Origin of the sequence: Tateyamaria sp. (assembly GCF_039945315.1) — a bacterium.
Taxonomy (GTDB): Bacteria; Pseudomonadota; Alphaproteobacteria; order Rhodobacterales; family Rhodobacteraceae; genus Tateyamaria.
This window is the reverse complement of record NZ_JBDUXB010000055.1, coordinates 133,288-159,732: the sequence shown is the minus strand read 5'-3', so window position 1 is coordinate 159,732 and position 26,445 is coordinate 133,288. Positions and strand designations below refer to the sequence as shown.

Sequence of the window (26,445 nt, the reverse complement as noted above, 5' to 3'; positions counted from 1 at the left end):
CAACACGTCATCCCATTGGCGCGCAACAGGCGCAGCCCTAGAGGCCAGTTTCGCGTATTGCCGGGTCCTCATCAAGCGCCGGTTTGCGCCGCGGCTGAACAAGGTACATGCCAACCAACATCAGCACCAATGCCGCCCAGATAACGGGCGGATAAGCCTCACTCAGGATCAACCAGGCCCACAAAATGCCAAACAGGGTGACCAAATAGCTGATCTGAACCGCAAACACCGGACCTGCACGCCCCACCAGCCCAACATAGCCCGTATATGTCAGCACATGCAGGATCGAACTTGCCACCAACGCCTGTTCAGGCGCCCCGAAGGGCGGACGCGGATCAATCCACTGACCGCTGGAAAGCGCTAGCGGCAAAGCGATCAAGGTCCCGACCAGGGATGCACCCCACAGGACTTGGATCGGATCCAGGCCGGCTGTGCCCCAGCGGGCGACATAGTTCCCCTCAAAAGCGTAAAACAGCCCGGAAATAAGCCCGATCAGAACCCAGAAAACTGGTATTGTACCGGACATGTCCGCCCCCGGCAAAACGATCAGCAGAACGGCACACAGTCCCGCCACCAACCCGCCCAAACGCATCCACTCGAAGCGATCCAGCCCCAGAGTCAGCGCGATCGGGAAAGCCCAGATAGGGATCATAGACAACAGAATAGACAAAACGCCGGCTGGCAAGTGGACTGCCGCTTGATAGCTGGCCGTATTGGGCAAGACCGATCCAATCAGCGCGATCAGCACATAGACCCGCAACTGGGCGGCTCCCAAAGGCAGACGCGTGCCGCGCACCAGCGCGATGGTCGACATGACCAAGACCCCAATCGCCAACTGCCAGAACAGCAGCCCAAAATGCTTGTATCCGGTGCTGACTGCAATCTTGGTCAGGGGCATCGTCATGCCCCACCCTGCCCCCAACACAAACAGCATGGCGACACAAAACAGGGTCTCAGACCGAGTCATGGCCCGGTGGGTTTCAAGGCTCCGCCCTCTCGTACCATCTCGATCCGGGTCGTGCGGCCCTTGTCGTCAGTCTCGATGTAAACCCCCGACAATGTGGCGGGTCCGAGGGCCGGAGCAAAGCGCTCCTTCGACATGCCGGTAATAAAGCGGCGCAGGGGTTCATCGCGCTGCATGCCGATGACCGAGTTATAGTCGCCGCACATACCGGCGTCCGTCAGATACCCGCACCCCTTTGCAAGGATCATTGCATCGCTCGTTGGGACATGGGTGTGCGTGCCCACCATCAGGCTGGCACGTCCGTCACACCAATGTCCCATGGCCATCTTCTCTGAGGTGGCCTCGCAATGAAAATCAACCACGATCGCATCGGCTTCTCCGCCCAAAGGATGGGTGCGAAACACGGTCTCAAGGGCCGAAAACGGATCGTCAAATGGGCGTTTCATGAACACCTGGCCCAGCGCTTGCGTCACAAGCACTTTCTTCCCGCCCCGCGCTGTGAACAGGCGCGCACCCTTACCCGGCGCCGCCTTGGAAAAGTTCAAAGGGCGCAAAATGCGCGGCTCAGACTCGATGAACTGCAACATGTCCTTTTGATCAAAGGCATGATCACCCAAAGTGATGCAATCCGCGCCAGCCTCAAGCAGTGCACGGGCATGCGCCCCAGAAAGCCCCATGCCAGACGTCGCATTCTCGCCGTTGACAACAACGAAATCGAGGTTCCACTGGTCACGCAGACGGGGCAGTTGTTCGGTGATCGCCTGACGACCAGATCGGCCCATCACATCACCCAGAAAAAGAATGTTCATGACGCCCCATATGTCGCAATCGCCCAAAGGGGCAAGCACATCATGTTTCTGCGTGCCGAAAATACCATCGGGGCGGCGGCCGAGAGGCAGAGGCAGAGCCGCTTCAGACTTCAATCACCTCAGCATCAGTGACAATCAAATCCAGTGGCTGATCGGTCGGCTCCGAAGGCAGCGCATCAGCCTCTTGCGCGCCATAGGCAAACCCAATCGCCAAAACGGAGCCCCTGTCGCGTAACCGCTCTAACGTGCGGTCATAGAAACCGCCGCCATATCCCAACCGTCCCCCTGCGCGCGAAAATGCGACCAGTGGAACAATCACAATCTCGGGGTCAAAGAAATCATCAACCGCAGGAACACGCGCCCCGAAAGGCCCGTCACGCATCGCCCCTTCGGGTGTCCAGCGCGAAAACTCCAAAGGCATCCCAGCGCCAAGGATCACGGGCACGCCAACAGGTCCATGGGCAGACGCCTCTGCCATCGCAGGCAAAGGGTCAATCTCAGAACGGATTGCCATGTAGCCAGCCAAGGGCACACCACGATACCCCGCAAGAACAGAGGATAACAAACCGCACGCCCCGCCCCGGTCCAAATCGAATGCAGCCTTGCGTACGCGAAGGGCCGCCTTGCGCGCTTGCGCCTTTTGTTCGCTCAAATCCATGCACACACTCTGGGTCGTTCGGCGGGCGCCTTTACCCGAAAAGGCAAACAGGCCGACCCCGACGCAGTCACAACAACACCAGCGCGGCAAGGCCCAGGAATGCAAAAAACCCGACCACATCTGTCACGGTCGTCACAAATGCGCCCGAGGCAAGCGCCGGGTCAATCCCGAGACGGTCCAGCACAACCGGAATGACAGTACCGGCAAAGCCCGCAACCACCATGTTCACCACCATCGCGGCTGCAATCACATATCCAAGCTGAGGAGATCCAAACCAGATCATGCCCACAACGGCCATCACCACAGCAAAGACACAACCATTGAACAGTCCCACCAACACCTCGCGGCGGATGACTCGCCAGAGGTTCGCGGTCGTTAAATCCTTCGTCGCGAGCGCGCGCACCGCCACCGTCAGCGATTGCGTACCCGCATTTCCGCCCATGGAAGCGACAATTGGCATGAGTACAGCGAGCGCCACAATCTGCGCGAGCGCTGCCTCAAACTGCGCGATAACCAGAGAAGCAAAAATCGCCGTTATCAGGTTCACTGTCAGCCATGGGAGGCGGCGCTTGGTGGTCTCGCGCACAGAATCCGACAATGCAGATTCCTCGCCAACCCCGGCCAGACGCAGAATGTCTTCTTCATGCTCTTCGTCGAGCACGGCCATCGCGTCATCAATGGTAATCTGGCCGATCAGACGGCCTTCATCATCCACCACAGGAGCAGAGATCAGGTGATATTGGTTGAACGCGTAGGCCACCTCGCTTTCGGCCTGAGTGGCGGGGATGACGCGAAAGGTCTCCTCCACCAGATCATGCAAAAACACCTCGCGGCGCGAGCGCATCAGCTTGCCAAGGGTGACATTGCCCACCGGGTGCAGGCGCGGATCAACCAGAACCAGATGATAGAATTGACCCGGCAGATCTTTTTCATCGGCACTGCGTAGTCGATCGATGGCCTCCCCCACGGTCCAATGCTCAGGCGCCATAACAACTTCGCGCTGCATCAGCCGGCCTGCCGAGTACTCCGGAAACGCCATCGCCTGTTCGACCATTGCGCGGTCAGATTCTTCCAGCGCGTCTAGAATGGTCTCTTGCTGAGCGTCGTCGAGATCTTCGATCAGATCGACCACATCATCGCTGTCGAGATCGCGAACCGCATCGGCCAGAACATGCGGTTTGAGGACGGCCATCACCTCTTCGCGGATCGACTCGTCAAGTTCAGACAGGATATCGCCGTCAAATTCGCGGTCATACAGACGGATCAGCCGCGCACGATCAAACGCGTTGATCTGCTCTAATAGGTCCGCGATGTCCGCTGCGTGCAGCGGCTCCATCAATGTGATCAGCTGGTCGCGATCCTCAATATCGACCGCATATAAAATCGCAGATACATCTTTGCGCTCAAGCACATAGCCCGCATCCTCCCCAACCGGCTCCTGCACATCGACGTCTTCTGACATGATATCCCTCATCGGTTCGGCTGTGATTTCAGGCAAACAATAGGGGGCGGACCTGCCCCTGACAATGGGCGCCGCTTTAGGCTTTGCAAGCATGCCGTCAGTCAGGCCATAAGACAGGTATGACATTACGCCATCTTCTATTGGGCCATGTGCTGCAATTCTCCGGCAATCCGTTCACCATGCCATGGGACAGTGCTGTGCGCATCCTTGAAAACAGCGCCCTTCTGATTGAAGGAACGCAAATTCTGGCAGTGGGAGAGGCCGCGCGCACCGCCGCTGGGCCGGATGCACAGATCCATGACCACACCGGGCAATTGATCCTGCCCGGATTTGTCGACGCTCATGCGCATTATCCCCAAACCGCCATGATTGCGTCCTGGGGCAAGCGGTTGATAGACTGGCTCAACACCTACACATTTCCTGAAGAAATCCGGTTAGGCGATCCTGCATATGCCAACGCAATCGCAAACCGGTATCTTGATCTGGTACTCGATCACGGAACCACCAGCGTGGCCAGCTTTTGTACAATCCACCCCGGCAGTGTGGATGCGCTTTTTGAAGGGGCTGAACAGCGCGGCATGGCCGTGGTGGCGGGTAAAACCTGTATGGACCGCAACGCCCCGGACGCGCTCCAAGATACGGCGCAAACGGCCTATGACGACAGCAAAGCGCTTTTGACCCGATGGCACGGGACGGGCCGCGCGATTTACGCGGTCACGCCCCGATTTTCACCCACTTCGACACCCGAACAACTGCACGCCCTTGGCGCACTTTGGGCCGAGCACCCGGACGCCTTGATGCAGACCCATCTGAGCGAGCAGGTGGATGAAATTGCATGGGTGCAGGACCTCTACCCAGACGCACGCGATTACCTCGACACCTACGAGGCCACTGGGCTGATGGGCGCCCGAGGGATTTATGGGCACGCCATCCACCTCACCCCGCGCGAAATCGATCGTTTGCGCGAAGTTGGTGCGGCTGTCGTGCATTGTCCCACATCGAACACGTTCATCGGCTCAGGCCTTTTCGACCTGATGGGACTGGCGCGGGCAGATCAGGTCGTGGGACTGGCAACCGACACAGGGGGTGGGTCATCTTTTTCCATGTTGCGCACAATGGCCGCCGCCTATGAGATTGCTCAGTTGCGCGGTGAAGCCGTACATGCCGCCCAGTTGCTGTGGCTTGCCACGGCCGGGTCAGCGGCGGCACTGCACCGCGGTGATGAAATCGGAACCCTCGCGCCGGGCCTTGCGGCAGATATCTGTGTGCTCGACCTCGCATCAATCCCGGCGATTGCACAACGCGCCCATGAGGCCGCGCATGTTTGGGATGCCGTGTTCCCGACGATCATGATGGGAGACGACCGTGCCGTCGCGTCTGTCTGGGTGAATGGCCAGCCTTTGCGCGGCGGAAACTGACACAGTTCCATCACGTTTTCCGATTTCGCAAACCGCCCCGCCTAGCAGGGTGCCGCCAACACCATGACCCAGCGGTCACCCTTCACGCGCGCGATGCCCACAGCCTTGGCTTTGCGGTGCAGAATGTTGCGCCGGTGTCCGCGCGACTGCATCCACGCGGCCATCACATCCACGAGGCTTTTCTGACCTGCGGCGATGTTCTCGGCACCAAAGCAGAAATCATAATCCGCCCTGCGCAACCGCGTTCCAATATCCGACCCATCCGATCCGGTGTGGCTAAAGAACCCTTGCGCGGCCATGTCCTCCCCATGGGCACGCGCTGCTGTTTCCAGTCGGTCGTCATAAACAAGCGCGGACCGCCCTTCCGCCGCGCGCGCGTTGTTCACGACTGCAAGCGCTGCGCGATCAGCCTGCGCCGTTGTCGCGACCATCAACAGAGCCACAATCACGCATCGCATTACGCCACCTCGCTCAGTTCACGGGCCAGAGTATTTTGGCGACGCACAGCACTTTGCAAATCAAAGGTGACCACATGCCCATCGCGCACCACCTGACGCCCTTCGACGAACAGATCACGTACGGTCGTTGGGCCAGCCAACAACAACGCCGCCGGGTCCCAACTGCCCGCTGAGGCCACCCCAGAGACATCCCAAATCGCGATATCCGCGCGGGCACCAACCTCAAGCCGCCCACATTCCGGGCGGCCCAGCATATCTGCACCACCGCGCGTCGCGATCTCCAGTGCTTCCATGGCCGACATCGCGTCCGCCCCACGCGCCACGCGCTGAAGCAGCATCGCCTGACGCGCCTCGGCCACCAGATTGCCTGCATCATTGCTGGCTGATCCATCAACCCCCAAACCGATTGGAACGCCCGCGTCCCGCATAGCCCGCACCGGCGCGATGCCCGATCCAAGGCGGCAGTTCGAACACGGGCAATGGGCCACGCCCGTGCCCGTGGCTGCAAACAACGCAATCTCGGACGGATCCAGCTTCACGCAGTGGGCATGCCAGACATCCGAACCGACCCAACCAAGGTCTTCGGCGTATTGTCCGGGGCGACAGCCAAAGTTGGCCAGAGAATAAGCGATGTCCTCGTCATTCTCGGCCAGATGGGTGTGCATCATGACCCCCTTGTCCCGCGCCAGCATGGCAGCATCACGCATCAGTTCTCGACTGACGGAAAAGGGCGAACAGGGGGCCACTCCAACCCGGCACATGGACGACGCGGACGGATCATGAAAGGCGTCAATCACGCGGATACAGTCCTCAAGGATCGCGGCTTCGTCTTCGACCAGACTGTCGGGCGGCAAGCCACCGTCGCTCACACCAATGCTCATCGCGCCGCGCATCGGCTGAAACCGCAAGCCGACCTCGTGCGCCGCCGAAATCGTATCCTCCAGCCGCGCACCGTTTGGATAGAGATAAAGGTGATCCGTGCTCATTGTGCAGCCCGACAGCGCCAATTCGGCCAACCCGACCTGCGCCGAGACAAACATATGCTCTGGCGTAAAGCGCGCCCAGATCGGATAGAGCGTGCTGAGCCAGCCAAATAGCAGTGCATCTTGTGCCGCCGGTACAGCGCGGGTCAGCGTCTGATACAGGTGGTGATGCGTGTTCACGAGACCTGGAGTGATCACACAGCCAGCCGCCTCTAAAACCTCGCCGTCCGTGACAAGGCCAGAACCAACGGCCGCGACAGCCCCGTCTCGGATCAGAATATCGGCGCCGTTCAGTACCCGGCGGGTATCGTCCATTGTGACAAGGTAGTCCGCATTTCGGATCAGCATTTCGCTCATGTCTGTACCTGCAAGATAGCCAAAGCAGCTGCGTGAATGTCGCGGTTGGCGGCAGCCAATGCGCGCCCGCCTTGATGGACAGGGCCACCTTCCCAATCAGTGACGATACCGCCGGCAGCCTCGATCACAGCGATTGGCGCCTGAATGTCGTAGGCTTGCAATCCCGCCTCAATCACAAGATCCACCTGCCCAGCAGCGACAAGCGCATAGGCGTAGCAATCCATCCCATAACGCACGAGCTTGGCCTCTGTCGCCACCGCCTCGAACCCAAGACGATCAACGTCAGCGCCAACTTCAGGGAAAGTTGTGAACACGATCGCTTCGCCCAAATCACGGGTGGGCCGGGTTGTGATGGCACGCGTCCCAAGCGGGCCACTCATCTGTGCAGTGCCAGCGGCCCCTTCAAATCGCTCTCCGATGTAGGGTTGGTCGATGATACCAAGGATCGGGCCAGTTTCCGGGCCTACAGCGATCAACACACCCCATGTGGGTGTCCCAGCGACAAAGCCGCGAGTCCCGTCAATCGGATCAAGCACCCAAGTTAGCCCGGATGTGCCTTCTTTGGTTCCAAATTCTTCGCCCAAGATCGCATCATGAGGACGCATCTCGGCCAACAGGCTTCGCATCGCTTGCTCGGCGGCACGATCCGCCACCGTGACGGGGTCATAGCCTCCCGGTACCTTATTGTCTGCTGCAAGGTCGGGAGCGCGAAAATAGGGCAGGATGGCAGCGCGCGCCGCATCTGCCAGCTCGTTGGCTACAAGCCTGAGTTCTTCAATTTCGTAGTTCATGCATCCGGCGTGCCAGACACGTCACAAGGACGCAAGTGCCTGTTGGGATCGCAAAGAGTTTGACTGGACGATTAGGCCACTTCGCTCAGCACCCGGGCAAGCTCAAACAAGCGGCGGCGCTGATTTTCAGGAATGGCATAATAGGTGCGCACCAGTTCCATCGCTTCTTTGTCACTCAGCAGGTCAGGCGCGGCGTATTGGGACTCTGCGCCGGGATGTTGGTCCGTGTCTTTGAGGCCTTCAAAGAAGAAAGCCACCGGCACGCCCATCGCCTCGCCAATATCCCAAAGACGGGAGGCGCTGACTCGGTTCGAACCGGTTTCATATTTTTGAATTTGCTGGAATTTGATGCCCACCATATCTGCAAGTGTCTGCTGGGTCATTCCGATCAGCCAACGCCTCTGACGAATGCGTTTGCCAACATGGACGTCAACGGTATGTGCCATACGAAGTTCCAGCCTGCTGTTTGCTTCACACTAAGACTTAGCGCAATCTCGCCCAGGCGTGCATTATTATGCACATCTCCATAGGTTGTACTTCAGCATATGCCGCACTCAATTGGTTTTCAACGCTTTCCACCCGCGATGGGCGAGTGACGCTGGGACAGCGCGTACCAAAGGTTGTTAACTCTTCCGTGAGTCTTGTTAACCTTTTCAGCCGCTTGCCAAGTTCGATGGGCCACGAATACGGATCGCGTCCAACGATTGTCATACCGTATCAACGCTTTAGCATTCACCTCCAGACACACAACCTTAGCGAGAATCTTGTTGACCACCCAAGCTTTCGGCACTCCTTCGTAAGTGCTTTTGTTGGCGCAAATCGAACCGGCGGGAATTGGCTCATTACAGGCATCACCCCACAAAAGGCCGAGCGAATCGCAGCTCCTGCCTCACGTCTTACCTACAGCGCGCAATTGCACAGGCTCCGGCACCTTGAAGGCACGGCGCAACATGGCCACCAGCGCCTCTTGCACCTCACCGCCGCCGCGAGACGCGCCATAAAGGTTGATGCGATGCGCCGGCAGATCGGGCAAAAGACCACCGTGATCGATCCGATCCAGATGTGGCGGCTCGGTGCCCTCAATCATTGTGTGCACAGCCAAATCAGCGCTTACAGTCGCCTCGATCGTGCGATCGCTATCGGTTTCTACGACGACATCCCAAGGGATTCCCGCTTCATCCAAATTCTCCACGACCCGAGGACGGAACGTGCATTGCCGCCCAAACGCCAGCTTGAGTGGGCGCTGCCTCCAGGCCGACCCACTGGGCGCACCCACCCAGCAAAGTGGTTTGACCGCCAACTCTTCGCCGCCCGGATCAAGGCCGGTTTCAGTGGTCAAAATGATATCACAGGCCCCTTTGGCGAATTCGGACTTGAGTCGCAGAGTAAAGGAACTGTCCAACTGCACTTTGACCCGTGGAAAGGCAGAGTGAAACTGTTTGAGGACCTGTGGGATTGCTGGATAAACGATGTCATGAGGCACACCCAGCGTGATCTCCCCTTCATAGGCCTGATCGGTAAGTCGGGTGATCACCTCGTCGTTTAGTGCGACCATCCGGCGGGCATAGACCAGCAATTGCTCGCCCGAAGCCGTCAGCGCGATGCTGCGCCCGGAGCGGTCAAACAGTTCAAGACCCAGCAATTCCTCGAGCCGCTTTAGTTGCATCGACACGGCCGACTGCGTCAAATGCAGAAATCCTGCTGCCCTTGTAACTCCGCCACTTTCCGCCACCGCCACGAAGGAGCGCAGTGTGGTTATGTCCAAATTCCGCATATCACAATCCTTGATGTATCGCCTCACAAACATTCGTTTTTAAAATGTGCCACACTCCGCCATATACATCAACAGAATTGATGCGAACCCAACAAACCATCACATGACCTGAGGAGAGACCATCATGGCACTGACTGATTTCAACCACGCAAAAGCAAGCTTTCGCACCGATTCCGCCAACAAGCGTTTTTCCCTGACAACCCTGTTTTCGGTCTGGCGTTCGCGCCGCGCACTTGCGCAACTAGACGCAAACGCTTTGGCCGACATCGGTATTTCCGCGAAAAGCGCGCACAAAGAGGCCGCCAAGCCCATTTGGGACGTGCCCGCCAACTGGCGCGCATGACTGCGAAACAGGCAGGCTGCGGCAGATTGACCCGATTTATGACAAAAAGAGTCGGAATGTCGCCGCCTACCCCCACCTATCCGTACGAAAAGCCTTGAAAGCGAACGCCACTGACCCGATATTTGCCCCAATGCGGGCGATAAATCCGCGCTCCGGTGCGAACCACCGGCAACTTGTATCAATTGGAGGTCTAAAATGGCTGAGTTGAATACGATCCGGACAGCGTCTCAAACACAGGCGGCCCAGATCGATGCAGGGCTCCGCGCCCACATGAACAAAGTCTACGGCACAATGTCCGTGGGCATGCTGATCACCGCGCTTGCGGCATGGGCCATCGCTGGCCTCTCGATCACAACCGTTCCAAACGAATTCCAGATCGGCGCAGACAAGTATCTGACGTCGCTTGGCTACACCTTGTTCGTGTCGCCACTGAAATGGGTGATCATGTTCTCACCTCTGGCGTTCATCTTCTTTGGCTGGGGTGCACTGATGCGCCGCGGGTCGGCTGCGACAGTCCAACTGGGCTTTTTCGTATTCGCCGCCGTAATCGGCATCTCGATGGGCACGATCTTTATGATCTACACGCCCTATTCGATCGCACAGACCTTTGTGGTGACATCGATCGCCTTTGCGGGCCTGAGCCTGTGGGGATACACCACCAAGAAAAATCTGAGCGGCATGGGAACGTTCCTGATGATGGGCGTGATCGGTCTGATCGTAGCGATGGTTATCAACATCTTCCTGCAGTCACCTGCGATGATGTTCGCCATTTCGGCGATCGGTATCCTGATCTTTGCAGGCCTTACTGCCTACTACACACAGGACATCAAGAACACGTACATCATGCACGCAAGCCATGGTGACCAGGAATGGCTCGACAAAGCCGCCTACGACGGCGCGCTGAGCCTCTACATCGCCTTCCTGAACATGTTCCAGTTCCTGCTGATGTTCATGGGCCAGCAAGAATAGCGGACCGCAAATCCAAGTCGACAAAGGCCGGTCTCAGTGACCGGCCTTTTTTTGTCCGAGAGGAAGACCTGGTTTGGCGGACGTGCAGTTGTTCCAAACAAAACATGGCGAGTGCCGCAGGCACACCTTTGGATCACGGCCGGCTAGAGATCGCGCATCATCCGAACTGATGGAAACACGATGCCACCTGCCAGCGTCACGTCAATCGGGCCAATGACCTCAAAGCCGAGCGCTTCATAAAACGGCACAGCAGTGCGCGTGGCCCAACACTCCATCCGGGTGACGCCAGCCGCGCGTGCAACCGCAAAGCTTCGCTCCATCAACCCACGCCCAATGCCCCGCCTCAAAGCGCGGTCATCGCTGACCACATGGCGTATATGGCCAAGGCTCTTGTCTTTGGCATCCGGCGTCCATCCCCCGGCACCGAGGATGGCACCATCCTCTTCAGCGACGTAATAGGTGCCACACACCAATAATTCAGGCCGTGCACGCGAGATGATGGGCAAGGCTGTGACCAATACGGACGGTGGGTAGTCCGCCTTCAGCAGCTTTGGATAGGTGCGCGCCAACAGTGCATCCACCGCAGCCATATCATCTTTGGTCGATGGTCGGATCAGCACGGTAAGCCCTCCACAAGGCGGCGCACTGCGGGACGTGACAAGAGATGATACACACATACGCGAGATGGCGCCGCCGCGAAGAGCTTAGCGCGTTCGGTCGCACTTGCGCTGCAGATCCGGACGAATAACTTCCGTTGCATGTCCATCAACTCCCTAAAACGAAAAAGGCCGCGTCCTTGCGGCGCGGCCCTTTGAAATCGTGAAGTCAGGCGATCTTACTTGATCTTGCCTTCCTTGTATTCCACGTGTTTGCGCACGACGGGGTCATACTTTTTGACAACCATCTTTTCAGTCATGGTGCGCGCGTTCTTTTTGGTCACATAGAAGTGGCCGGTGCCTGCGGTCGAGTTCAGGCGGATCTTGATCGTGGTTGGCTTCGCCATCTTCTTGTCTCCTGCATCGCTGGCTCGCCAAATGGGACACCAACGGGAAATTCGTTAGAGCGCTGCTTTTACCCGCAGGCCACCCCGAGTCAACCCCGCTGGCATGCGAAAAGGCCCGGGTGGCGGATTTTACGTCGCGGTCCGTCTTGTCGGGCAAGCAACCTGAAGAACAAGGCCAAGCGGCTGTACATGGCGAAACAATGCCACCTAGCCACAGACCGTTACCAACAGGGCGAACAATGCGATCAGTGGTAGGTGCGCGGAGGGGCTGTAAGCCGGATTCTGTCTAGGACGGCGAACCGCCCCGAGATGACCATTCCTCTTGAGATGCTGTTACCAACACCCCTCTAGCTGCCAACCCGGACCTGCTGGGGCAAAAGCAGCCCCGGGCCTTGCGGCCCACGCGGTCCCTATTTGGCATTGCTCCCGGTGGGGCTTGCCATGCGAGGACTGTTGCCAGCCCCCCGGTGGGCTCTTACCCCACCGTTTCACCCTGGCCGACCCGTAGGCCGGTGGTTTGTTTTCTGTGGCGCTGTCCGTCGGGTTGCCCCGCCCGGGCGTTACCCGGCACCGTGTCTTTTGGGAGTCCGGACTTTCCTCGACATTGCTGCCGCGGTCATCCGCCCCTCCGCGCTGGACGCGCATACGCGGGGCTCGTGGGTCGCGTCAATGGGTAGGTGTGCGTTTGCAGTAGATGCCGCGGCTCCGGCGGTGGAAATTTTCGTCAGAAAAAACTGGGGATCGCGATCAGGTTCAGAGCGCTGTGTGACCTAAGGGGGCTAAATCTTCGGGTTCGAGTGGGCCCAATTTGAACGGGCGGTACCTCAGGCGCACGGCAGCCAGAAGTGTTTCAGCGTCCGAATCCGCCGTATAGCCCGCGTCTCGCGCAAAAGTCGCGAAATCCCCAAGAGAGACATCTGTTGGCCCGGGGTCCGTCCCACGCTTCCCTGCCAGCCCCCGCTCCTCCAACCGTGCCCAGTCAAACCATGGGCCGGGATCGAATTTCCGACCCGGCGCCATGTCTGAATGCCCAATCACGTTGTGTGGCGGGATGTTCCAACCGGACAAAATCCGTTCCAGCAGCGCCTCAAGGCTGTGCATCAGCGGTGCTGCAAAAGGTCCCTGCCCATCATTGTCGAGCTCGATCCCGATGGAGCGCGAATTGATATCGCGCAGCCCCTTCCATTCGCCTGCGCCCGCATGCCAGGCCCGCATCCCTTCGCCGACCAGCTGTGTCACGCGGCCCGTTTTGCAGATCACGTAATGCGCCGAGACCTCGTATGCTGGATCACAAAGACGCTCAAATGCGGCATCCGCACTGGCCATGGCCGTATAGTGCAGCACAACAAATTGCGGACTCAACCCGTCCCGACGTGGGCCGCAATTTGGCGATGGATGTTGGTGGATTTCCACCGTCCCGCTCAGCCGCCAGAGGCACGCCGGAACGGGGCCGGGTCCCAACCGCAGGCATATCCATCACCATCCGGATCCAGCGCCTTGCGATCCCGGTCAGGTCCGCCAAATGCCAAAAAGTCGATTTGCGCCTCATCAGCTGAGTTGTATTGCGCGCAATTGCGTTGTGTACGCGAAGCTGAGGCGATGTTTGTCCGACGGTGCACTTTTGTACCGCGGGGATGCGATGTTTCCAGGGCGTATTGCACCACATTTGGCTGCGTGCTGCCGCTGCGTGTCGGAAGCGCCGTAGGTTGGATCACTTCATATTGCGAACGATTGGAGGCTATGCGTGCTGCATCGCTTTCGATGGATTGGCGCGACGCAACAGCATCAAAGTTGTTTTCGTCCGAAATACCAGGATTGTTCAGGATCACCGGAGCCGAATTTGAGGGACTGGCGTTGACCACCGCTTGCCCAGAGTTGGCGCGCGCGGCATCGGCGTCGTTCTGAGACGCCACTTGCGCCAATTCTGCATCCAGCCCAGCCGGGTCGCTCACAGCGCGGATTGTGCCCGCGCTCTGTGTTGCGGATGTCGTAGCGTCGATGGCTGTTCCGGACAACTCCGCGTCACGTGCCTGTCGTGCAGCCAAGCTTTCGGGACTGTCAAAGCCCACGCCGCGCCCGGTGTCGACCACGCCGGCACCGCTGTCAGGAACGGCAGGCTGACACGCTGCCAGCGCGCTCACGGCGAACAAGATCAGGGGGTATCGGATCGTCATTTCTGCTCAACCCTTTTTGGGTGCTGTTTTGCGACCCCTACCACCATTTTTCGGGTTTTGCCACAAATCCGGCCCGTGCCTCCAGCGCGTAAGCGGTGTTCAGCAAATCGCCTTCTTCCCAAGGGCGACCAATCAGTTGCAACCCCAGCGGCAACCCTTGCGCATCCTGCCCTGCAGGCACCGCTATGCCGGGAAGACCGGCCATGTTGACAGTGACCGTGAAGACGTCGTTGAGATACATTTCAACAGGGTCATCCGATGCTTCGCCCAAACCAAATGCCGCCGACGGTGTGGCCGGGGTCAGGATCGCATCAATCCCTTGGGCAAACACATCTTCAAAGTCTTTTTTGATAAGTGTCCGCACGCGCCGGGCCCGGTTGTAATAGGCATCATAAAAGCCCGCCGACAGCACGTAAGTCCCAATCATCACGCGGCGTTGCACTTCGGCACCGAACCCTTCGGCGCGTGTCTTTTCATACATCTCGGTGATGCCGTCGCCTTGGTCCAGACGCGCGCGGTGCCCATAACGTACACCGTCATAACGGGCGAGGTTTGACGAGGCCTCGGCAGGCGCGATCACATAATACGCTGGCAGCGCGTATTTTGTATGGGGCAAGGAGATATCGACAATCTCAGCACCCGCGTCACGCAGCATCGCGGAGCCATTGGTCCACAGCGTCTCAATCTCGTCCGGCATGCCGTCCATTCGGTATTCCTTGGGAATACCGATCTTTTTGCCTTTGATGTCGCCAGTCAGCATCGCCTCGAAATTCGGCACTGGCAGGTCGGCAGACGTGGAATCCTTGGGATCATGGCTGCACATCGCTTCGAGCATAATGGCCGCATCACGCACAGACTTGGTCATCGGTCCGGCCTGATCCAATGAGGATGCAAACGCCACAACACCCCAGCGCGAACAGCGCCCATACGTGGGCTTGATCCCAGTGATGCCGACAAAGGCTGCTGGCTGGCGGATGGACCCGCCTGTGTCGGTGCCTGTGGCCGCCAAACACAAATCTGCGGACACAGCGCTCGCCGAGCCACCGGACGACCCGCCCGGTGTAAGCTGACGGCTGTCGACTTTCCACGGGTTCACAGCATTGCCATACACGCTGGTTTCGTTGGACGAACCCATGGCGAATTCGTCCATGTTGAGCTTGCCCAACATAACCGCGCCAGAATCAAACAGGTTCTGACTCACCGTGCTTTCGTATTGAGGCAGAAAGCCTTCAAGAATGCGCGACCCGGCCTGGGACGGCACACCTTTGGTGCAGAACAGGTCTTTGATCCCAATAGGCAGTCCGCACATGGCCGGGGCGTCTCCGGCCTTGATGCGAGCATCTGCAGCTGCGGCTTGCGTGCGCGCAATTTCGGGCGTGTGGTGGACAAAGGCGTTGAGCACCCCTGCCCCGTCAATCGCGCTCAAACACGCGTCCGTCAGTTCCACCGACGTAACATCCCCGGCGCGCAACGCATCACGCGCCTCGGCCAGTCCCAGTTTGTTCAGATCACCCATTACTCAACCACCTTCGGCACAGCAAAAAATCCTTCGCGCGCATCGGGCGCATTGGTAAGAACGGCCTCTTGCTGGCTGCCATCTGTCACAACATCTTCGCGGCGCTTGAGTCGCTGCGGGGTCACAGATGTCATCGGCTCGACACCTTCCACATCAACCTTGCTCAACTGCTCGATAAAGCCGAGGATCGTGTTGAACTCAGCCGCGAGGGCCGTCAGGCGCTCAGGCTCGACCTTGATGCGGGCAAGTTTCGCCACGCGTGCAGCAGTGCTTTCGTCGATGGACATCAGGAAACCCTTCGATTGTCAGTCGCCACGCTTTAGCGCGCGCGTTCCACGCCTTCAAGAGGATGGGCGCGGATATGCGCACATAGACTTCGATCATCCATCCCAGCATCAGCGCATTGAGCAAATGCCAGGCAAAATGGGTGCCTATAAGCAGACGATCGCATAAGGCTTCGTCAATAGACCGGAATGTCAGGGACAGTATCAAAATGCCAACCCCAATCAGCAACCCGCAGGCAAGTTCCGGATACCGGTGCCACAGCAAAACAGCATAGATGGCAATCAACACCGGCACGGGAATGTAACCTGCTGATACCCCCAAAACAGGTAAGTTTTGCCAAATGGGCACCGTCAGAAGCGCATAGGGGATGAACGCAACAGTGCCCAACGCAGCCATCCACCGCGGCATCCGCCACACATCCCGGTTCACCGCAAAGATGTAGAGCAGTATGTAGCCGAGGATCGGGGTGACATCGGCAATCGCCGCCCAGACTTGCGCATGAGTGTGAAACAGATAGCTCCCCACCCCAATCACACCCAACACAACGCATAAGGCACGGGCCAGCGGAACACCCGCACTGCGCCGCCACATCACAAAGGCGGCCACCATAAATGCGGCATTGGTCACCGCATTGACCGGCTCCGCCCAATAGGACGCATCCAATCGCTCACAATACCCATCAATCTCGCGCAACAATTCCATACGCTCTCCAAGCCCGCACAAACCTTTGCATTGCACGTCCCCCCGGCTTCTCTGATTCAAAAAAATCCCCGCCGGAGGCTCCCGAAATTTCAAACCCACGCTAAGGTAGGCCAATTCAAGGAGACATCGATATGAACATCATCTGGCTCGGCCATGGCAGCTTTCGGATCGAAATCGGGGATCAAGTGCTGCTGATCGATCCGTGGATCAACGGCAACCCGATGCTGCCCGAAGGGCAAGGCGATGCAGCCATTAACGGGGCCACACATCCTGATCACCCACGGCCATTTCGATCACACCGCTGATGTGGTCGAGATCAGCCAAAACACCGGCGCGCCCGTTTCCGCCGTCTACGAGTTGGGCAAACATTTGCACGGGTTGGGGGCGATCGAGGGTCACGCCTATGGCAAGGGCGGCACCATCGCACTTGGCAATGTCACGGCCACGCTGGTTCCTGCCTCGCACTCATCATCTATCGATGTGGACGGACGCGGGGTCTATATGGGCGCGGAATGCGGCTTTATCCTCAAGGGGGAAGGCAAGGTTATCTACGTCTCAGGCGACACCGACATCATGGCCGACATGGACTGGATCGGGGACTATTACAAACCGGACATCGGCATCCTGTCAGCAGGTGGGTACTTTACCATGGACATGGCGGGAGCAGCCTATGCGGTCAAACGCTTTTTTAACTTCGAGACAGTGATCCCTTGCCACTACCGCACCTTTCCGCTGCTGGAACAAAGCGCGGATGCGCTGAAGGCCGGCGTGCCGGGCGTCAATGTCATTGAGCCCGAAGTGTTGCAGGCGATCACCTTGTGAGCACATTCAGTGACCCTTTTACCCTTTCGCCTGAACTTGCGGCCATCGCAAAGCGCTGGATAAACACCTATTCTGGGCGCAATTCGCTGGCCGTCACTCAGTTGTTTTCAACATCGGATGCGGTCACGTACATCGGCTCGGACGAAGGCGAATTATTTGTCGGTGACGCCGTACGCGACTCGTTTGCCGCGTTCACAAACGGACAAGTGAAGCTCGTGCCCGAAAACGTTGAGGCGACGGGTTACGAGGCGGGTAATTTTGGTTGGGCCTACACGACGCTGACTATTTTCGCACCCGAAGCGGATATGCGGGTGAATTTCCGCAATACCTTCATTTTTTCGCTTGAAGACGCAGTGTGGCGCATCGTGCACATCCACAACTCCAACCCAAAACCGAACATGGAAGCGATGGGGTATGCCTCACCACATCTGGAAAAACTGGCCGCCGCTGCAGGCAAGGACGAGATCATTCTGGGCAACACTGGAATTGCGTCGGTGATGTTCACCGATATCGTGGACAGCACCGCACTAGCGGCAGCCACTGGGGACGCAAAATGGAGTCGGATTGTCACCGGCCATGTTGCCACCATCACAGCGCAAGTGGCCGCACATAGCGGAAATCTGGTCAAATCACTAGGTGACGGCACGCTCTCTACCTTCGGATCGGCAAGTGCGGCAATGCAAGCAGCCAAGGCCATCATGCAAGACACGGCCGGTGGCCAGACCGAACCCCATCTGCGCCTGCGCATTGGCATCCACACTGGCGATGTGGTTGAGGCTCAGGGCGATTTTCTGGGCACCGTGGTGAACAAGGCTGCGCGGGTGGCGGCCGCTGCCAGCCCAGACGAAATCCGGGTTTCCGACGCCACCCGCGCCATGATCGGCGGGCAGGCTGACTTCACCTTTGATGACGCCACCAACATGCGCCTCAAAGGACTCGAGGGCGAGCACCTCATTTATAGACTGGAATGGGCATCATGACGACCGCGAGCCCCGAACTGATTGCGATCCTTAAGCGTTGGGTGAACGCCACGGTTTCGGGCGACGGGCGCACGGTGCGCAATCTGCTCAGCCGCGATCTAAGCGCCACATACGTCGGCAGTGCGCGCCACGAATTCATCTCGGGGCGCCACCTGCAAGACAGTATCGAGGCCCATATCGGTGAAATTCGCAATATTGCCGTGGACGACCCCGAATTGATTGCCCATGACTTTGGAGGCACAGGTTGGGCCGTGTCGCAATGTACTTTGCGCCACCGGGAAACGGGGAACACCACGCATTGGCGGGTCTCTATCGTCTTTCGCCTCGAAGAAGGGATTTGGAAGGCACATCACGTGCACAGCTCGTTTTCCAACGACGATCACAAGATCATGAGCGTCAATCACAACGCCTTCAACGATCTCGTTCATTCCGCGCGCGATATTGACCTGAACGTCGGACGCAGTGGCAGTGCAACAGTAATGTTCACCGACATCGTGGGCAGTTCGTCGCTGGCTGAGGCGATTGGCGACGCACGCTGGACCCAGGTTGTAAATGCACATGTCGATGAATTGAGTGGGGCGATCAGTGCTGCCGGGGGGCGATTGATCAAATCGCTTGGCGACGGCACCATGTCGACCTTTGCCAGCGCAGGCAGTGCCATGCGCGCCGCCCAAGGGATCCAACGCAAGCTTGCCTCCCAAACAGAAGAACCGCGTCTGCGCATTCGCATCGGACTGCACACAGGTGATGTGATCGAAGCGGGCGATGATTTCTTTGGCACCGTCGTAAACAAGGCAGCGCGCGTTGCCACCGCCGCAGCACCCGACGAAATCCTTGTATCCGATGCTACCCGCGTCATGATTGGCGGCGCTCAGGACTTCATCTTTGCTGACAGCACTGAGGTGCAGTTGAAAGGATTCGAGGGAAGCCACATGGTACACGGTTTGACATGGCAGACATGATCAAACCTTCACCCGAATTGCTCGCCGTCTCGCGGCGCTGGTACAAAGCGATCGTGGTACGCAAACACAGTGAGTTGGAAAATTTCCTTTCGTCGACAGAGCATCTGCGGTTCGTTGGTTCGGCGGAGGGCGAGTCTTGGTCTGGTCAGTCTGTCCGACGTGCAATCGGTGCACATTTCGATGAAGTACCGGCAGTCATTGAAAAGGAAGAACTCGAGGCAGAAGCCTTTGAACAAGGCGAAACGGGCTGGTCCTGCTTTTCCCACATGTTCAGGTTTGCCAACCGCCCCGATGTGACGGTCGTGTTTAGAACCACGCTGATCTTTTCTTTGGAAAACGGAAGCTGGAAGATCGTGCAGCGTCACGCGTCGGTCCCCACCCCCAATATGGAAATCACCGGACACGAACACAATGCAATTCGAAACCTAGTGGATGCTGCCCAGCAGGGGTTTTCGCTGACCCAGAGTGAGGGGCTGGCCTCGGTTATGTTTACCGATCTCGTTGGATCGTCGACGCTTGCGTCAGCACTCGGTGACCAAGTCTGGACCCCAATCATAACAGCCCATTTTGCCATGATCCGCAGACATGTGGAAGCATATGACGGGCAGTTCGTGAAGTCCTTGGGGGACGGGACAATGTCCAGCTTTTCCTCAGCCCGTAGCGCGCTCGCAGCAGCGCGCGACATACAGACGTCGCTTGACGCAGACACCAGTGAACCCCGGTTGGGTCTGCGCATCGGCTTGCACACCGGCGATGTCGTGCAATCGGATGACGACTTTTTCGGCACTGTCGTAAACACCGCCGCCCGCATCACCGCCGCCGCCGGCCCGGGTGAAGTTTGCATATCCAACGTCACTCGGATGATGGTGGGGACGGATGAAAGCCTTAGCTTTTCCGAGGCAATCACAGTGCACCTCAAAGGAATAACGGGAGAGCAAACGCTTTACCGCCTCACGTGGAAGCCATGATCCGACCATCTCCCGAAATCGCCAGTATCGTCACGCGTTGGACCAATCTGATCCGCACACACACGGTCAGTGATTTGCCGCACTACCTGTCCCAATCCGAAGCGCTGATCTACATCGGGACCGCCGACGGAGAGAGTTGGCGGGGCCAGTTGGTGCGCGACGGGATAGCGGATCACATGTCCGAAGTGCCCGACTTCATCGAAGAAGACGTCGAAATTGATGCCTGGGAAAACGGAGACACCGGTTGGGCCAACTACAAAAGCACGTTCTACTTTCCCGGCACTGGAACCAGCGGCACACACCGGGCCACCTTTGTCTTTGTGCTGGAACGAGGCCGCTGGAAGATGGTGCAGCACCATATTAGCCAACCCGATAGCAACATGGAAAAGATGGGGGTCGAGCACAGCGCGTTTTCTGCCCTGATCGACGCCGCACAAGCCAGTGCGCATGACTTTGGCACCGAAGGGTTGGCTTCGATCATGTTCACCGACATCGCCAATTCCACCGCCCTTGCGCAGGCCGCAGGAGATCGTGTGTGGATGACCGCTCTTTCCGCCCACATGAAGCTGGTCTCCGCAGAGATCGACGCCCATGGCGGCGATTTGGTCAAATCGCTGGGCGACGGGACCATGTCCGCCTTTTCTTCTGCCCGCGCGGCCTTGACAGCAGCGCAAGCCATTCAGGCGCAGGTCAATGCCGCCATCACCGAACCTCCAATCGAAATCCGCATCGGCATACACACAGGCGAAGTGATCCGCGCGCAGGACGATTTCTTTGGCACCGTAGTGAACAAGGCCGCCCGGATCGCCGACACTGCCCTGCCCGGCCAAACCCGGGTGTCGGACGCCACGCGACTGATGGTGAGCACCGGGTTCGCCTATTCGGACCCAATCGAAGTCGACCTCAAAGGCATCAGCGGCACACAGTCGGTCTATGTGCTGGACTAGCTGCCGGCCACTTGGCGCGCATAGTCATCGCCATCGAACCACCCGCGCGAGGATTTGACTTTACCCTCGGCGTCCATGTCCCACTCTTCCCAGCCTTTGACTTCCAGCGGATTGCCCGTACCCGCATCATGCCCCGTAAAAGTCCAGACAAAGATCACATGGGCGCCCGCGGGGCGCACCTCGTCACACGTCAAGGTCAAATCGGGCACGTCAGCGTAAAACCCAGCCGCCATCTCAGCGACGCGGTCCTGCCCGGCCCACGGTTGGCCCCGATTGATCACGATCACGCCGTCCTTGGCATAGAACGAAGCCACAGCCTCAGGAGATTTGGAATTCCACGCGGCGGTGTAATCGGCGGCGATTTGTTCAATGCTATATGACATGGGGGCGAACCTTTGGGTTGGTTTGAAATGTACCTCTACCCTGCCGCGAAGATGCGCGCGCTGTCTAGCGTTTGGCGGCAAAGAAGTCGCGCAGCAATTCTTCGGCTTCGGACGCTGCTATCCCGTCGTAAATCTGTGGTACATGATGGCTTTGCGGGTGCGCGAACACGCGCGCGCCCTGCGCCACCCCGCCCGACTTTGGATCTGATGCTGCGTAATAAAGACGTTCGATCCGCGCCGCTGCGATGGCGGCGGCGCACATCGCACAAGGCTCGAGCGTCACATACAAAGAATGGCCGCCCAGACGCTCGGACCCCGCAGCGGCACAGGCAGCCCGTATCGCCAGCACCTCGGCATGGGCGGTGGGATCGTTTAATTCGCGCGTGCGATTCCCGGCACGGGCCACAACCTCACCCGCAGGCGACACAATTACCGCCCCGACAGGCACTTCATCGCGCCCACCAGCGCTGCGCGCCTCTTCCAGCGCTATGTCCATGAATGAGCGAAACTCCATGCCCTCACCTTCCACGTCCCTTGCGAGCAGCGCAAGCCACCGCTATGGCCTGTTCATGACTGACACCCCTCCAAAAGGCGACCGCATCGCAAAAGTACTGGCTCGCGCTGGCCTCGCATCGCGCCGTGGCGCCGAAACGATCATCGCCGCAGGCCGCGTATCCGTGAACGGCAAGCAGATCGATAGCCCCGCGTTGAACGTCACCCCCGACGACCGCATCGTTGTAGATGGCAAAGCCCTGCAAGAACCCGAGCCCGAACGCATGTGGCTTTATCACAAGCCCGTTGGCCTTGTGACATCGGACGCGGATGAAAAAGGACGGCGCACCATTTATGACGCCTTGCCCGAAGACATGCCACGCGTGATGTCCATTGGACGGCTCGACATCAATTCCGAAGGGCTTCTGCTGCTCACCAATGACGGCGGGATCAAACGCAAACTTGAACTGCCCTCCACTGGTTGGATGCGGCGGTACCGCGTCCGGATCAACGGGCGACCTACCGACCGCGATCTTGAGCCATTGCGCAAAGGGATCACTGTCGAGGGCGAGCGGTTCCAGCCGATGCAGATCACCCTTGATCGCCAACAAGGGGCAAACGCCTGGCTGACCGTGGGCCTGCGCGAAGGCAAGAACCGCGAAATCCGCCGCGCCATGGACAGTATTGGGCTTACCGTAAACCGGCTGATACGCATCAGCTATGGGCCCTTCCAATTGGGCGATTTGAAGGCTGGTGAAGTTGAAGAGGTACGTCGCAAGATCGTACGCGACCAACTTGGGATCGAAGCCAGCGACCAGACAGGTACGGCCAAACCCAGTCCCAAAAGACCGGTGCGAAAGCGCAAACCGCGCTAAATCTGCCAAATCAAATGCAAAACTCCCCCTTGTGCTCCCATCGCACTATCATACCTTTCTGAGATAAGAATGGCAGACCACCTTGTAAGGGACTGCTCCACACTAGTGCGACAGACACAAAGCACATATAATCGAAACATTCATTGGGTCGGGGGACTGTAATGCAACCAACTGCGTTTCAAAAAATCGCATATGCGGTCTTGATTGCGCTGATGTTCGGCGTGACCACCGGCCTGATCGGGGGGCTTTGACGCATGGCTCAACGCTTTGGTGGAAAATACAGTCCCGATGGCAACACGGACGATTCTGCATCGCAAGAACGCAGCGCCTATCAGGGCGCGCAGGTAAGTCCGGTTGGCGCACGTGCCAACATTTTGTTCATTCCCGCAATCCCCATGGTATTTCTTGCGCTGAATGACGGCGCTATGAACCTGACACTGGCCCTTGTGTCGGCAGGGCTGCTGACCCTCGCCGCCTGGCTCTTGCGCGGTGGGTTGGTTGCCGAAGCGGCCTATATCTCGCGCAAAGTGGCACGCCGCCCAGCCATCCCACGCAAGCTGTTTTCCTCTGTTCTGACGGGTATCGGCATTGCCATGGCAGCGTATCGTAATGAACCCGGTCTGGTTGCCCCCATACTGTTTGGTGTCGCCGCCAGCGGATTGCATCTGGCCGCCTTTGGGATCGACCCTTTGCAAGACAAGGGAATGGAAGGCATCGATACATTCCAACAAGACCGCGTTGCCCGCGTCGTGGACGAGGCTGAAACCCATCTCGCGGCAATGACCGATGCTATGAAACGTGCCGAAGATCGCCAGATTGCCCTGAAGCTCGAAAAATTCCAAGCCACTGCCCGCGACCTGATCCGCACAGTCGAAGAAGATCCGCGCGACCTGACAGCGGCGCGCAAGTATCTGGGCGTCTATCTGATCGGCGCACGCGATGCGACGATCAAGTTTGCGGACATCTATTCTCGCACCCGCGACACTCAAGCCCGCGCCGACTACAGCGATCTGCTGGACGATCTGAGCGACAACTTTGCCGCGCGCACCCGCAAGCTACTGGTCGACGACCGCAGCGATCTGAACATCGAAATCGACGTGCTGCGAGACCGATTGCAACGCGAAGGGGTACGCACCCCAACAAACAATATTTAATTAAGGAACAAGGTACCCCAACATGTCTGACACCGTCCGCCAAAAGGCCGAAGCCACCCTTGCCGCAGTCGAAGAAGTGACTGCTGTTGTCCTTCCCGAACCCAAAGATGCAGGGGCCATCGTGCCACTGGCCGAGGCCGACGCGCCTGTGGGCAGCGAAATCCGCGCCCGCATGGACGAGATTGATATGGGTGATACCAATTCCATCGTCTCGTTCGGGTCTGCAGCGCAAGCCGAGTTGCAGGAAATCTCTCAGGCGATGCTAACGGATGTGCGCAACAAAGATGTCGGACCGGCAGGCGATAGCTTGCGCGGGATCGTCACCACGATCCGAGGCTTCTCGATCTCAGAACTTGATGTGCGCCGCGACCGGTCATGGTGGGAAAAGCTGATCGGACGCGCAGCACCCTTCGCCAAATTCACGGCTAAGTTTGAAACAGTCCAAGCCCAGATCGACAAGATCACCGACAACCTGCTTGAGCACGAGCATACCCTGCTCAAAGACATCAAATCCCTCGATCTGCTCTATGAAAAGACGCTCCAGTTCTATGATGAACTCGCGCTGTACATTGCCGCGGGCGCGGAAAAGATCAAAGAACTGGACGAGACAACGATCCCCGCCAAGGAAAAAGATGTCGAAGCCGCCGCCGAAGCCGACAAGGTCATGGTGGCGCAAGAACTGCGCGACCTGCGTGCCGCGCGTGACGATCTGGAACGCCGGGTGCATGACCTCAAACTGACCCGTCAGGTGACAATGCAGTCACTGCCTTCGATCCGTCTGGTTCAGGAAAACGACAAATCACTTGTGACCAAAATCAACTCGACCCTCGTCAACACCGTGCCTCTCTGGGAAACCCAACTGGCCCAAGCCGTCACCATCCAACGCAGTGCAGAGGCCGCCGCCGCTGTGCGTGACGCAAATGATCTGACGAACGAGCTTCTGACCTCAAACGCGGCCAACCTGCGTGAAAGCAACAAAGCGATCCGCACCGAAATGGAACGGGGCGTCTTCGACATCGAAGCGGTCAAAAAGGCCAATGCCGATCTAATCGGGACCATCGAGGACAGCCTCAAAATCGCCGACGAAGGCAAAGCCAAACGCGCCGCAGCCGAGGAAGACCTCAAGAAGATGGAGGCCGAGCTACGCGACACACTGGCCTCGGCCAAGGCGCGCAAAGACGGAGTTGGCGACACGTCTGGCACGGCCGTCCCCAGCTGATCACATCGCATGACATGGGGCTGGATCAAAGGGGGAGTATGGCGTGGCCTTGCTGCGTTTACTCTTCTTGCGGCCTGTGACATGCCACCTGGAGACTCGTCGCTGAACCCACAGGCAAGCCCCGCCTCTGCCGGCCTCGCAGACCCAATCCCGCAACGCGCCACGTCCGAACGCAGCGCGACCCTGCGCCAATACCTCACCCAAGTGCAGTCAAGCCAGTTGACCTCCGGCCTGCTGCGTCAGGATGGGGGCGGGCCGGATACGCCTTTTACGGCCAACATGCTGGCGCGCAACTTTGAACAGATCGTGTTTTTCAACGAATATGCGCGCAATGGTGCGCCGCGCGGTGGACCAAGCGACTTGCGCCGCTGGTCCGGGCCGGTGCGCATCGGGATTGCGTTTGGGCCATCTGTTCCTCCCAGCCAGCGAATACAGGACCGCGCTGATGTACGAGCGTTCGCGGCTCGGTTGGCTCGCAGCACTGGACACCCGGTGTCGACGGCAGGCACTCCCAATTTCATGGTGGTTTTCGCCAGCGAAGATGACCGCGCCGAAACGCTGGACAAAATAGCACCTCGCCTGCCCGGCGTGACCCAAGCCAATCTTGCTGCCCTGCGCAACCTGCCCGACGATGCGTATTGCGCAGTGGCCGCCTATGCCAGCGGCGCCGAACGCACGGCCTATACAGCCGCCGTCGCCGTCATCCGGGCCGAAAACCCCGACCTCTTGCGCCTATCCTGCATTCACGAGGAACTGGCACAAGGGCTGGGTTTGGCCAACGACAGCCCCAATGCACGCCCTTCCATCTTCAATGATGACGATGAATTTGCACTGCTGACCAACCATGACGACGCCCTTCTGGGCATGCTCTATGACACCCGCCTGGCCCCTGGCATGGGGCTGGACACCGCGCGCCCGATTGTGCGCATTCTTGCACGTGAGGCCGTTCAAGGCCCGCTCTGATCCTGACCAAAGGA

Annotated in this window: 29 protein-coding genes, 1 other RNA gene and 1 pseudogene; 12 read left to right on the top strand and 19 right to left on the bottom strand. The window is 58.6% G+C overall.

Going from position 1 to position 26,445, the window contains the following annotated elements; all coding sequences use genetic code 11:
• Positions 1-37: 37 nt before the first annotated feature.
• From ABJD00_RS18735 to mgtE, 4 genes are all read right to left on the bottom strand, one after another.
• A complete protein-coding gene (locus ABJD00_RS18735) occupies positions 38-967 on the bottom strand; it encodes a DMT family transporter (protein WP_413831865.1) in 930 nt (309 codons plus the stop codon).
• Positions 964-1,773, bottom strand: a complete 810-nt coding sequence (locus tag ABJD00_RS18730) for a TIGR00282 family metallophosphoesterase (protein WP_413831863.1) — start codon at positions 1,771-1,773, stop codon at positions 964-966. The genes ABJD00_RS18735 and ABJD00_RS18730 overlap by 4 nt, the downstream gene beginning before the upstream one ends.
• 103 nt (positions 1,774-1,876) lie before the next feature.
• Positions 1,877-2,431 (bottom strand): 5-formyltetrahydrofolate cyclo-ligase, encoded by a 555-nt coding sequence (locus ABJD00_RS18725; protein WP_413831861.1) that lies wholly within the window; start codon positions 2,429-2,431, stop codon positions 1,877-1,879.
• Positions 2,432-2,498: 67 nt separating this feature from the next.
• On the bottom strand, positions 2,499-3,893 hold the full coding sequence (mgtE, locus tag ABJD00_RS18720; RefSeq protein WP_413831859.1) for a magnesium transporter: 1,395 nt from the start codon (positions 3,891-3,893) through the stop codon (positions 2,499-2,501).
• Between the two features lie 119 nt (positions 3,894-4,012).
• Between mgtE and guaD the strand changes: the two genes are divergently transcribed.
• Positions 4,013-5,311 (top strand): guanine deaminase, encoded by a 1,299-nt coding sequence (gene guaD, locus ABJD00_RS18715; protein ID WP_413831857.1) that lies wholly within the window; start codon positions 4,013-4,015, stop codon positions 5,309-5,311.
• A 41-nt stretch (positions 5,312-5,352) separates the two neighbouring features.
• On the opposite strand, the gene ABJD00_RS18710 is transcribed toward guaD, so the two are convergent.
• From ABJD00_RS18710 to ABJD00_RS18690, 5 genes are all read right to left on the bottom strand, one after another.
• The gene (locus tag ABJD00_RS18710) at positions 5,353-5,769 is read right to left on the bottom strand and encodes a CAP domain-containing protein (protein WP_413831855.1); all 417 of its coding nucleotides are present in this window, start codon (positions 5,767-5,769) and stop codon (positions 5,353-5,355) included.
• Positions 5,769-7,109: an 8-oxoguanine deaminase gene (locus ABJD00_RS18705; protein WP_413831853.1), complete on the bottom strand. Its 1,341-nt coding sequence runs from the start codon at positions 7,107-7,109 to the stop codon at positions 5,769-5,771. Before ABJD00_RS18705 ends, ABJD00_RS18710 begins: the two co-directional genes overlap by 1 nt.
• Positions 7,106-7,900 carry a histidinol-phosphatase gene (gene hisN, locus ABJD00_RS18700; protein ID WP_413831851.1) on the bottom strand — a complete coding sequence of 265 codons (795 nt, stop codon included), beginning with the start codon at positions 7,898-7,900 and terminating at the stop codon, positions 7,106-7,108. Before hisN ends, ABJD00_RS18705 begins: the two co-directional genes overlap by 4 nt.
• 71 nt (positions 7,901-7,971) lie before the next feature.
• Positions 7,972-8,346 carry a helix-turn-helix domain-containing protein gene (locus ABJD00_RS18695; RefSeq protein ID WP_413831849.1) on the bottom strand — a complete coding sequence of 125 codons (375 nt, stop codon included), beginning with the start codon at positions 8,344-8,346 and terminating at the stop codon, positions 7,972-7,974.
• A 443-nt stretch (positions 8,347-8,789) separates the two neighbouring features.
• Positions 8,790-9,674 (bottom strand): LysR family transcriptional regulator, encoded by an 885-nt coding sequence (locus ABJD00_RS18690; protein ID WP_413831847.1) that lies wholly within the window; start codon positions 9,672-9,674, stop codon positions 8,790-8,792.
• A 124-nt stretch (positions 9,675-9,798) separates the two neighbouring features.
• On the opposite strand from ABJD00_RS18690, the gene ABJD00_RS18685 reads away from it, so the two are divergent.
• Positions 9,799-10,017, top strand: a complete 219-nt coding sequence (locus ABJD00_RS18685; RefSeq protein ID WP_413831845.1) for a DUF1127 domain-containing protein — start codon at positions 9,799-9,801, stop codon at positions 10,015-10,017.
• 195 nt (positions 10,018-10,212) lie between these two features.
• On the top strand, positions 10,213-10,986 hold the full coding sequence (locus tag ABJD00_RS18680; RefSeq protein ID WP_413831843.1) for a Bax inhibitor-1 family protein: 774 nt from the start codon (positions 10,213-10,215) through the stop codon (positions 10,984-10,986).
• Between the two features lie 143 nt (positions 10,987-11,129).
• On the opposite strand, the gene ABJD00_RS18675 is transcribed toward ABJD00_RS18680, so the two are convergent.
• The 8 genes from ABJD00_RS18675 to ABJD00_RS18640 all read right to left on the bottom strand — a co-directional run bounded on the left by ABJD00_RS18675 (position 11,130) and on the right by ABJD00_RS18640 (position 16,666).
• Positions 11,130-11,606, bottom strand: coding sequence for a GNAT family N-acetyltransferase (locus tag ABJD00_RS18675; protein ID WP_413831841.1), 477 nt, complete (start codon positions 11,604-11,606; stop codon positions 11,130-11,132).
• A gap of 215 nt (positions 11,607-11,821) precedes the next feature.
• Positions 11,822-11,989: a 50S ribosomal protein L33 gene (rpmG, locus tag ABJD00_RS18670; RefSeq protein WP_058315632.1), complete on the bottom strand. Its 168-nt coding sequence runs from the start codon at positions 11,987-11,989 to the stop codon at positions 11,822-11,824.
• A gap of 255 nt (positions 11,990-12,244) precedes the next feature.
• An RNA gene (gene rnpB / locus ABJD00_RS18665) (RNase P RNA component class A) lies at positions 12,245-12,621 on the bottom strand.
• A gap of 121 nt (positions 12,622-12,742) precedes the next feature.
• On the bottom strand, positions 12,743-13,414 hold the full coding sequence (locus ABJD00_RS18660) for an N-acetylmuramoyl-L-alanine amidase (protein ID WP_413832036.1): 672 nt from the start codon (positions 13,412-13,414) through the stop codon (positions 12,743-12,745).
• The gene (locus ABJD00_RS18655; RefSeq protein WP_413831839.1) at positions 13,411-14,163 is read right to left on the bottom strand and encodes a hypothetical protein; all 753 of its coding nucleotides are present in this window, start codon (positions 14,161-14,163) and stop codon (positions 13,411-13,413) included. The genes ABJD00_RS18660 and ABJD00_RS18655 overlap by 4 nt, the downstream gene beginning before the upstream one ends.
• A gap of 37 nt (positions 14,164-14,200) precedes the next feature.
• Positions 14,201-15,679 carry an Asp-tRNA(Asn)/Glu-tRNA(Gln) amidotransferase subunit GatA gene (gene gatA / locus ABJD00_RS18650; protein ID WP_413831837.1) on the bottom strand — a complete coding sequence of 493 codons (1,479 nt, stop codon included), beginning with the start codon at positions 15,677-15,679 and terminating at the stop codon, positions 14,201-14,203.
• Positions 15,679-15,966: an Asp-tRNA(Asn)/Glu-tRNA(Gln) amidotransferase subunit GatC gene (gatC, locus tag ABJD00_RS18645; protein ID WP_413831835.1), complete on the bottom strand. Its 288-nt coding sequence runs from the start codon at positions 15,964-15,966 to the stop codon at positions 15,679-15,681. Before gatC ends, gatA begins: the two co-directional genes overlap by 1 nt.
• Positions 15,902-16,666, bottom strand: coding sequence for a ceramidase domain-containing protein (locus ABJD00_RS18640; protein WP_413831833.1), 765 nt, complete (start codon positions 16,664-16,666; stop codon positions 15,902-15,904). The genes gatC and ABJD00_RS18640 overlap by 65 nt, the downstream gene beginning before the upstream one ends.
• 131 nt (positions 16,667-16,797) lie before the next feature.
• Here ABJD00_RS18640 and ABJD00_RS18635 point away from each other — a divergent pair.
• The 5 genes and pseudogenes from ABJD00_RS18635 to ABJD00_RS18615 all read left to right on the top strand — a co-directional run bounded on the left by ABJD00_RS18635 (position 16,798) and on the right by ABJD00_RS18615 (position 21,345).
• Positions 16,798-17,488: pseudogene (locus ABJD00_RS18635) on the top strand (metal-dependent hydrolase).
• Positions 17,485-18,468 carry an adenylate/guanylate cyclase domain-containing protein gene (locus ABJD00_RS18630; RefSeq protein WP_413831831.1) on the top strand — a complete coding sequence of 328 codons (984 nt, stop codon included), beginning with the start codon at positions 17,485-17,487 and terminating at the stop codon, positions 18,466-18,468. Before ABJD00_RS18635 ends, ABJD00_RS18630 begins: the two are co-directional and overlap by 4 nt.
• Positions 18,465-19,430: an adenylate/guanylate cyclase domain-containing protein gene (locus tag ABJD00_RS18625; RefSeq protein ID WP_413831829.1), complete on the top strand. Its 966-nt coding sequence runs from the start codon at positions 18,465-18,467 to the stop codon at positions 19,428-19,430. Before ABJD00_RS18630 ends, ABJD00_RS18625 begins: the two co-directional genes overlap by 4 nt.
• Positions 19,418-20,398, top strand: a complete 981-nt coding sequence (locus ABJD00_RS18620; RefSeq protein ID WP_413831827.1) for an adenylate/guanylate cyclase domain-containing protein — start codon at positions 19,418-19,420, stop codon at positions 20,396-20,398. Before ABJD00_RS18625 ends, ABJD00_RS18620 begins: the two co-directional genes overlap by 13 nt.
• On the top strand, positions 20,395-21,345 hold the full coding sequence (locus ABJD00_RS18615) for a nuclear transport factor 2 family protein (protein ID WP_413831825.1): 951 nt from the start codon (positions 20,395-20,397) through the stop codon (positions 21,343-21,345). The genes ABJD00_RS18620 and ABJD00_RS18615 overlap by 4 nt, the downstream gene beginning before the upstream one ends.
• Here the strand turns inward: ABJD00_RS18615 and ABJD00_RS18610 are convergent.
• Both ABJD00_RS18610 and ABJD00_RS18605 read right to left on the bottom strand, forming a co-directional pair.
• Positions 21,342-21,728, bottom strand: coding sequence for a nuclear transport factor 2 family protein (locus ABJD00_RS18610; RefSeq protein ID WP_413831823.1), 387 nt, complete (start codon positions 21,726-21,728; stop codon positions 21,342-21,344). The genes ABJD00_RS18615 and ABJD00_RS18610 overlap by 4 nt on opposite strands.
• Before the next feature lie 64 nt (positions 21,729-21,792).
• Positions 21,793-22,242: a nucleoside deaminase gene (locus ABJD00_RS18605; RefSeq protein ID WP_413831821.1), complete on the bottom strand. Its 450-nt coding sequence runs from the start codon at positions 22,240-22,242 to the stop codon at positions 21,793-21,795.
• A 55-nt stretch (positions 22,243-22,297) separates the two neighbouring features.
• Between ABJD00_RS18605 and ABJD00_RS18600 the strand changes: the two genes are divergently transcribed.
• The 4 genes from ABJD00_RS18600 to ABJD00_RS18585 all read left to right on the top strand — a co-directional run bounded on the left by ABJD00_RS18600 (position 22,298) and on the right by ABJD00_RS18585 (position 26,431).
• The gene (locus tag ABJD00_RS18600; RefSeq protein WP_413832034.1) at positions 22,298-23,095 is read left to right on the top strand and encodes a pseudouridine synthase; all 798 of its coding nucleotides are present in this window, start codon (positions 22,298-22,300) and stop codon (positions 23,093-23,095) included.
• Between the two features lie 254 nt (positions 23,096-23,349).
• Positions 23,350-24,249, top strand: a complete 900-nt coding sequence (locus ABJD00_RS18595; RefSeq protein ID WP_413831819.1) for a 5-bromo-4-chloroindolyl phosphate hydrolysis family protein — start codon at positions 23,350-23,352, stop codon at positions 24,247-24,249.
• Positions 24,250-24,271: 22 nt separating this feature from the next.
• Positions 24,272-25,468, top strand: coding sequence for a toxic anion resistance protein (locus ABJD00_RS18590; protein WP_413831817.1), 1,197 nt, complete (start codon positions 24,272-24,274; stop codon positions 25,466-25,468).
• Positions 25,469-25,549: 81 nt separating this feature from the next.
• Entirely contained in the window at positions 25,550-26,431 is an 882-nt protein-coding gene (locus tag ABJD00_RS18585; RefSeq protein WP_413853669.1) for a DUF2927 domain-containing protein, read from the top strand.
• Positions 26,432-26,445 lie beyond the last annotated feature (14 nt).

Excerpts from the sequence above, each read along its gene's own strand:
- ABJD00_RS18710 (WP_413831855.1), bottom strand. The coding sequence starts at position 5,769 with ATGCGATGCGTGATTGTGGCTCTGTTGATGGTCGCGACAACGGCGCAG.
- ABJD00_RS18590 (WP_413831817.1), top strand. The coding sequence starts at position 24,272 with ATGTCTGACACCGTCCGCCAAAAGGCCGAAGCCACCCTTGCCGCAGTC.
- ABJD00_RS18685 (WP_413831845.1), top strand. The coding sequence starts at position 9,799 with ATGGCACTGACTGATTTCAACCACGCAAAAGCAAGCTTTCGCACCGAT.
- ABJD00_RS18595 (WP_413831819.1), top strand. The coding sequence starts at position 23,350 with ATGGCTCAACGCTTTGGTGGAAAATACAGTCCCGATGGCAACACGGAC.
- mgtE (WP_413831859.1), bottom strand. The coding sequence starts at position 3,893 with ATGTCAGAAGACGTCGATGTGCAGGAGCCGGTTGGGGAGGATGCGGGC.
- ABJD00_RS18615 (WP_413831825.1), top strand. The coding sequence starts at position 20,395 with ATGATCCGACCATCTCCCGAAATCGCCAGTATCGTCACGCGTTGGACC.
- hisN (WP_413831851.1), bottom strand. The coding sequence starts at position 7,900 with ATGAACTACGAAATTGAAGAACTCAGGCTTGTAGCCAACGAGCTGGCA.
- ABJD00_RS18695 (WP_413831849.1), bottom strand. The coding sequence starts at position 8,346 with ATGGCACATACCGTTGACGTCCATGTTGGCAAACGCATTCGTCAGAGG.
- ABJD00_RS18640 (WP_413831833.1), bottom strand. The coding sequence starts at position 16,666 with ATGGAATTGTTGCGCGAGATTGATGGGTATTGTGAGCGATTGGATGCG.
- ABJD00_RS18585 (WP_413853669.1), top strand. The coding sequence starts at position 25,550 with ATGCCACCTGGAGACTCGTCGCTGAACCCACAGGCAAGCCCCGCCTCT.
- ABJD00_RS18620 (WP_413831827.1), top strand. The coding sequence starts at position 19,418 with ATGGCAGACATGATCAAACCTTCACCCGAATTGCTCGCCGTCTCGCGG.
- ABJD00_RS18725 (WP_413831861.1), bottom strand. The coding sequence starts at position 2,431 with ATGGATTTGAGCGAACAAAAGGCGCAAGCGCGCAAGGCGGCCCTTCGC.
- ABJD00_RS18690 (WP_413831847.1), bottom strand. The coding sequence starts at position 9,674 with ATGCGGAATTTGGACATAACCACACTGCGCTCCTTCGTGGCGGTGGCG.
- ABJD00_RS18655 (WP_413831839.1), bottom strand. The coding sequence starts at position 14,163 with ATGACGATCCGATACCCCCTGATCTTGTTCGCCGTGAGCGCGCTGGCA.
- ABJD00_RS18605 (WP_413831821.1), bottom strand. The coding sequence starts at position 22,242 with ATGGAGTTTCGCTCATTCATGGACATAGCGCTGGAAGAGGCGCGCAGC.
- ABJD00_RS18735 (WP_413831865.1), bottom strand. The coding sequence starts at position 967 with ATGACTCGGTCTGAGACCCTGTTTTGTGTCGCCATGCTGTTTGTGTTG.
- ABJD00_RS18680 (WP_413831843.1), top strand. The coding sequence starts at position 10,213 with ATGGCTGAGTTGAATACGATCCGGACAGCGTCTCAAACACAGGCGGCC.
- ABJD00_RS18730 (WP_413831863.1), bottom strand. The coding sequence starts at position 1,773 with ATGAACATTCTTTTTCTGGGTGATGTGATGGGCCGATCTGGTCGTCAG.
- ABJD00_RS18705 (WP_413831853.1), bottom strand. The coding sequence starts at position 7,109 with ATGAGCGAAATGCTGATCCGAAATGCGGACTACCTTGTCACAATGGAC.
- gatC (WP_413831835.1), bottom strand. The coding sequence starts at position 15,966 with ATGTCCATCGACGAAAGCACTGCTGCACGCGTGGCGAAACTTGCCCGC.
- rpmG (WP_058315632.1), bottom strand. The coding sequence starts at position 11,989 with ATGGCGAAGCCAACCACGATCAAGATCCGCCTGAACTCGACCGCAGGC.
- guaD (WP_413831857.1), top strand. The coding sequence starts at position 4,013 with ATGACATTACGCCATCTTCTATTGGGCCATGTGCTGCAATTCTCCGGC.
- ABJD00_RS18610 (WP_413831823.1), bottom strand. The coding sequence starts at position 21,728 with ATGTCATATAGCATTGAACAAATCGCCGCCGATTACACCGCCGCGTGG.
- gatA (WP_413831837.1), bottom strand. The coding sequence starts at position 15,679 with ATGGGTGATCTGAACAAACTGGGACTGGCCGAGGCGCGTGATGCGTTG.
- ABJD00_RS18600 (WP_413832034.1), top strand. The coding sequence starts at position 22,298 with ATGACTGACACCCCTCCAAAAGGCGACCGCATCGCAAAAGTACTGGCT.
- ABJD00_RS18625 (WP_413831829.1), top strand. The coding sequence starts at position 18,465 with ATGACGACCGCGAGCCCCGAACTGATTGCGATCCTTAAGCGTTGGGTG.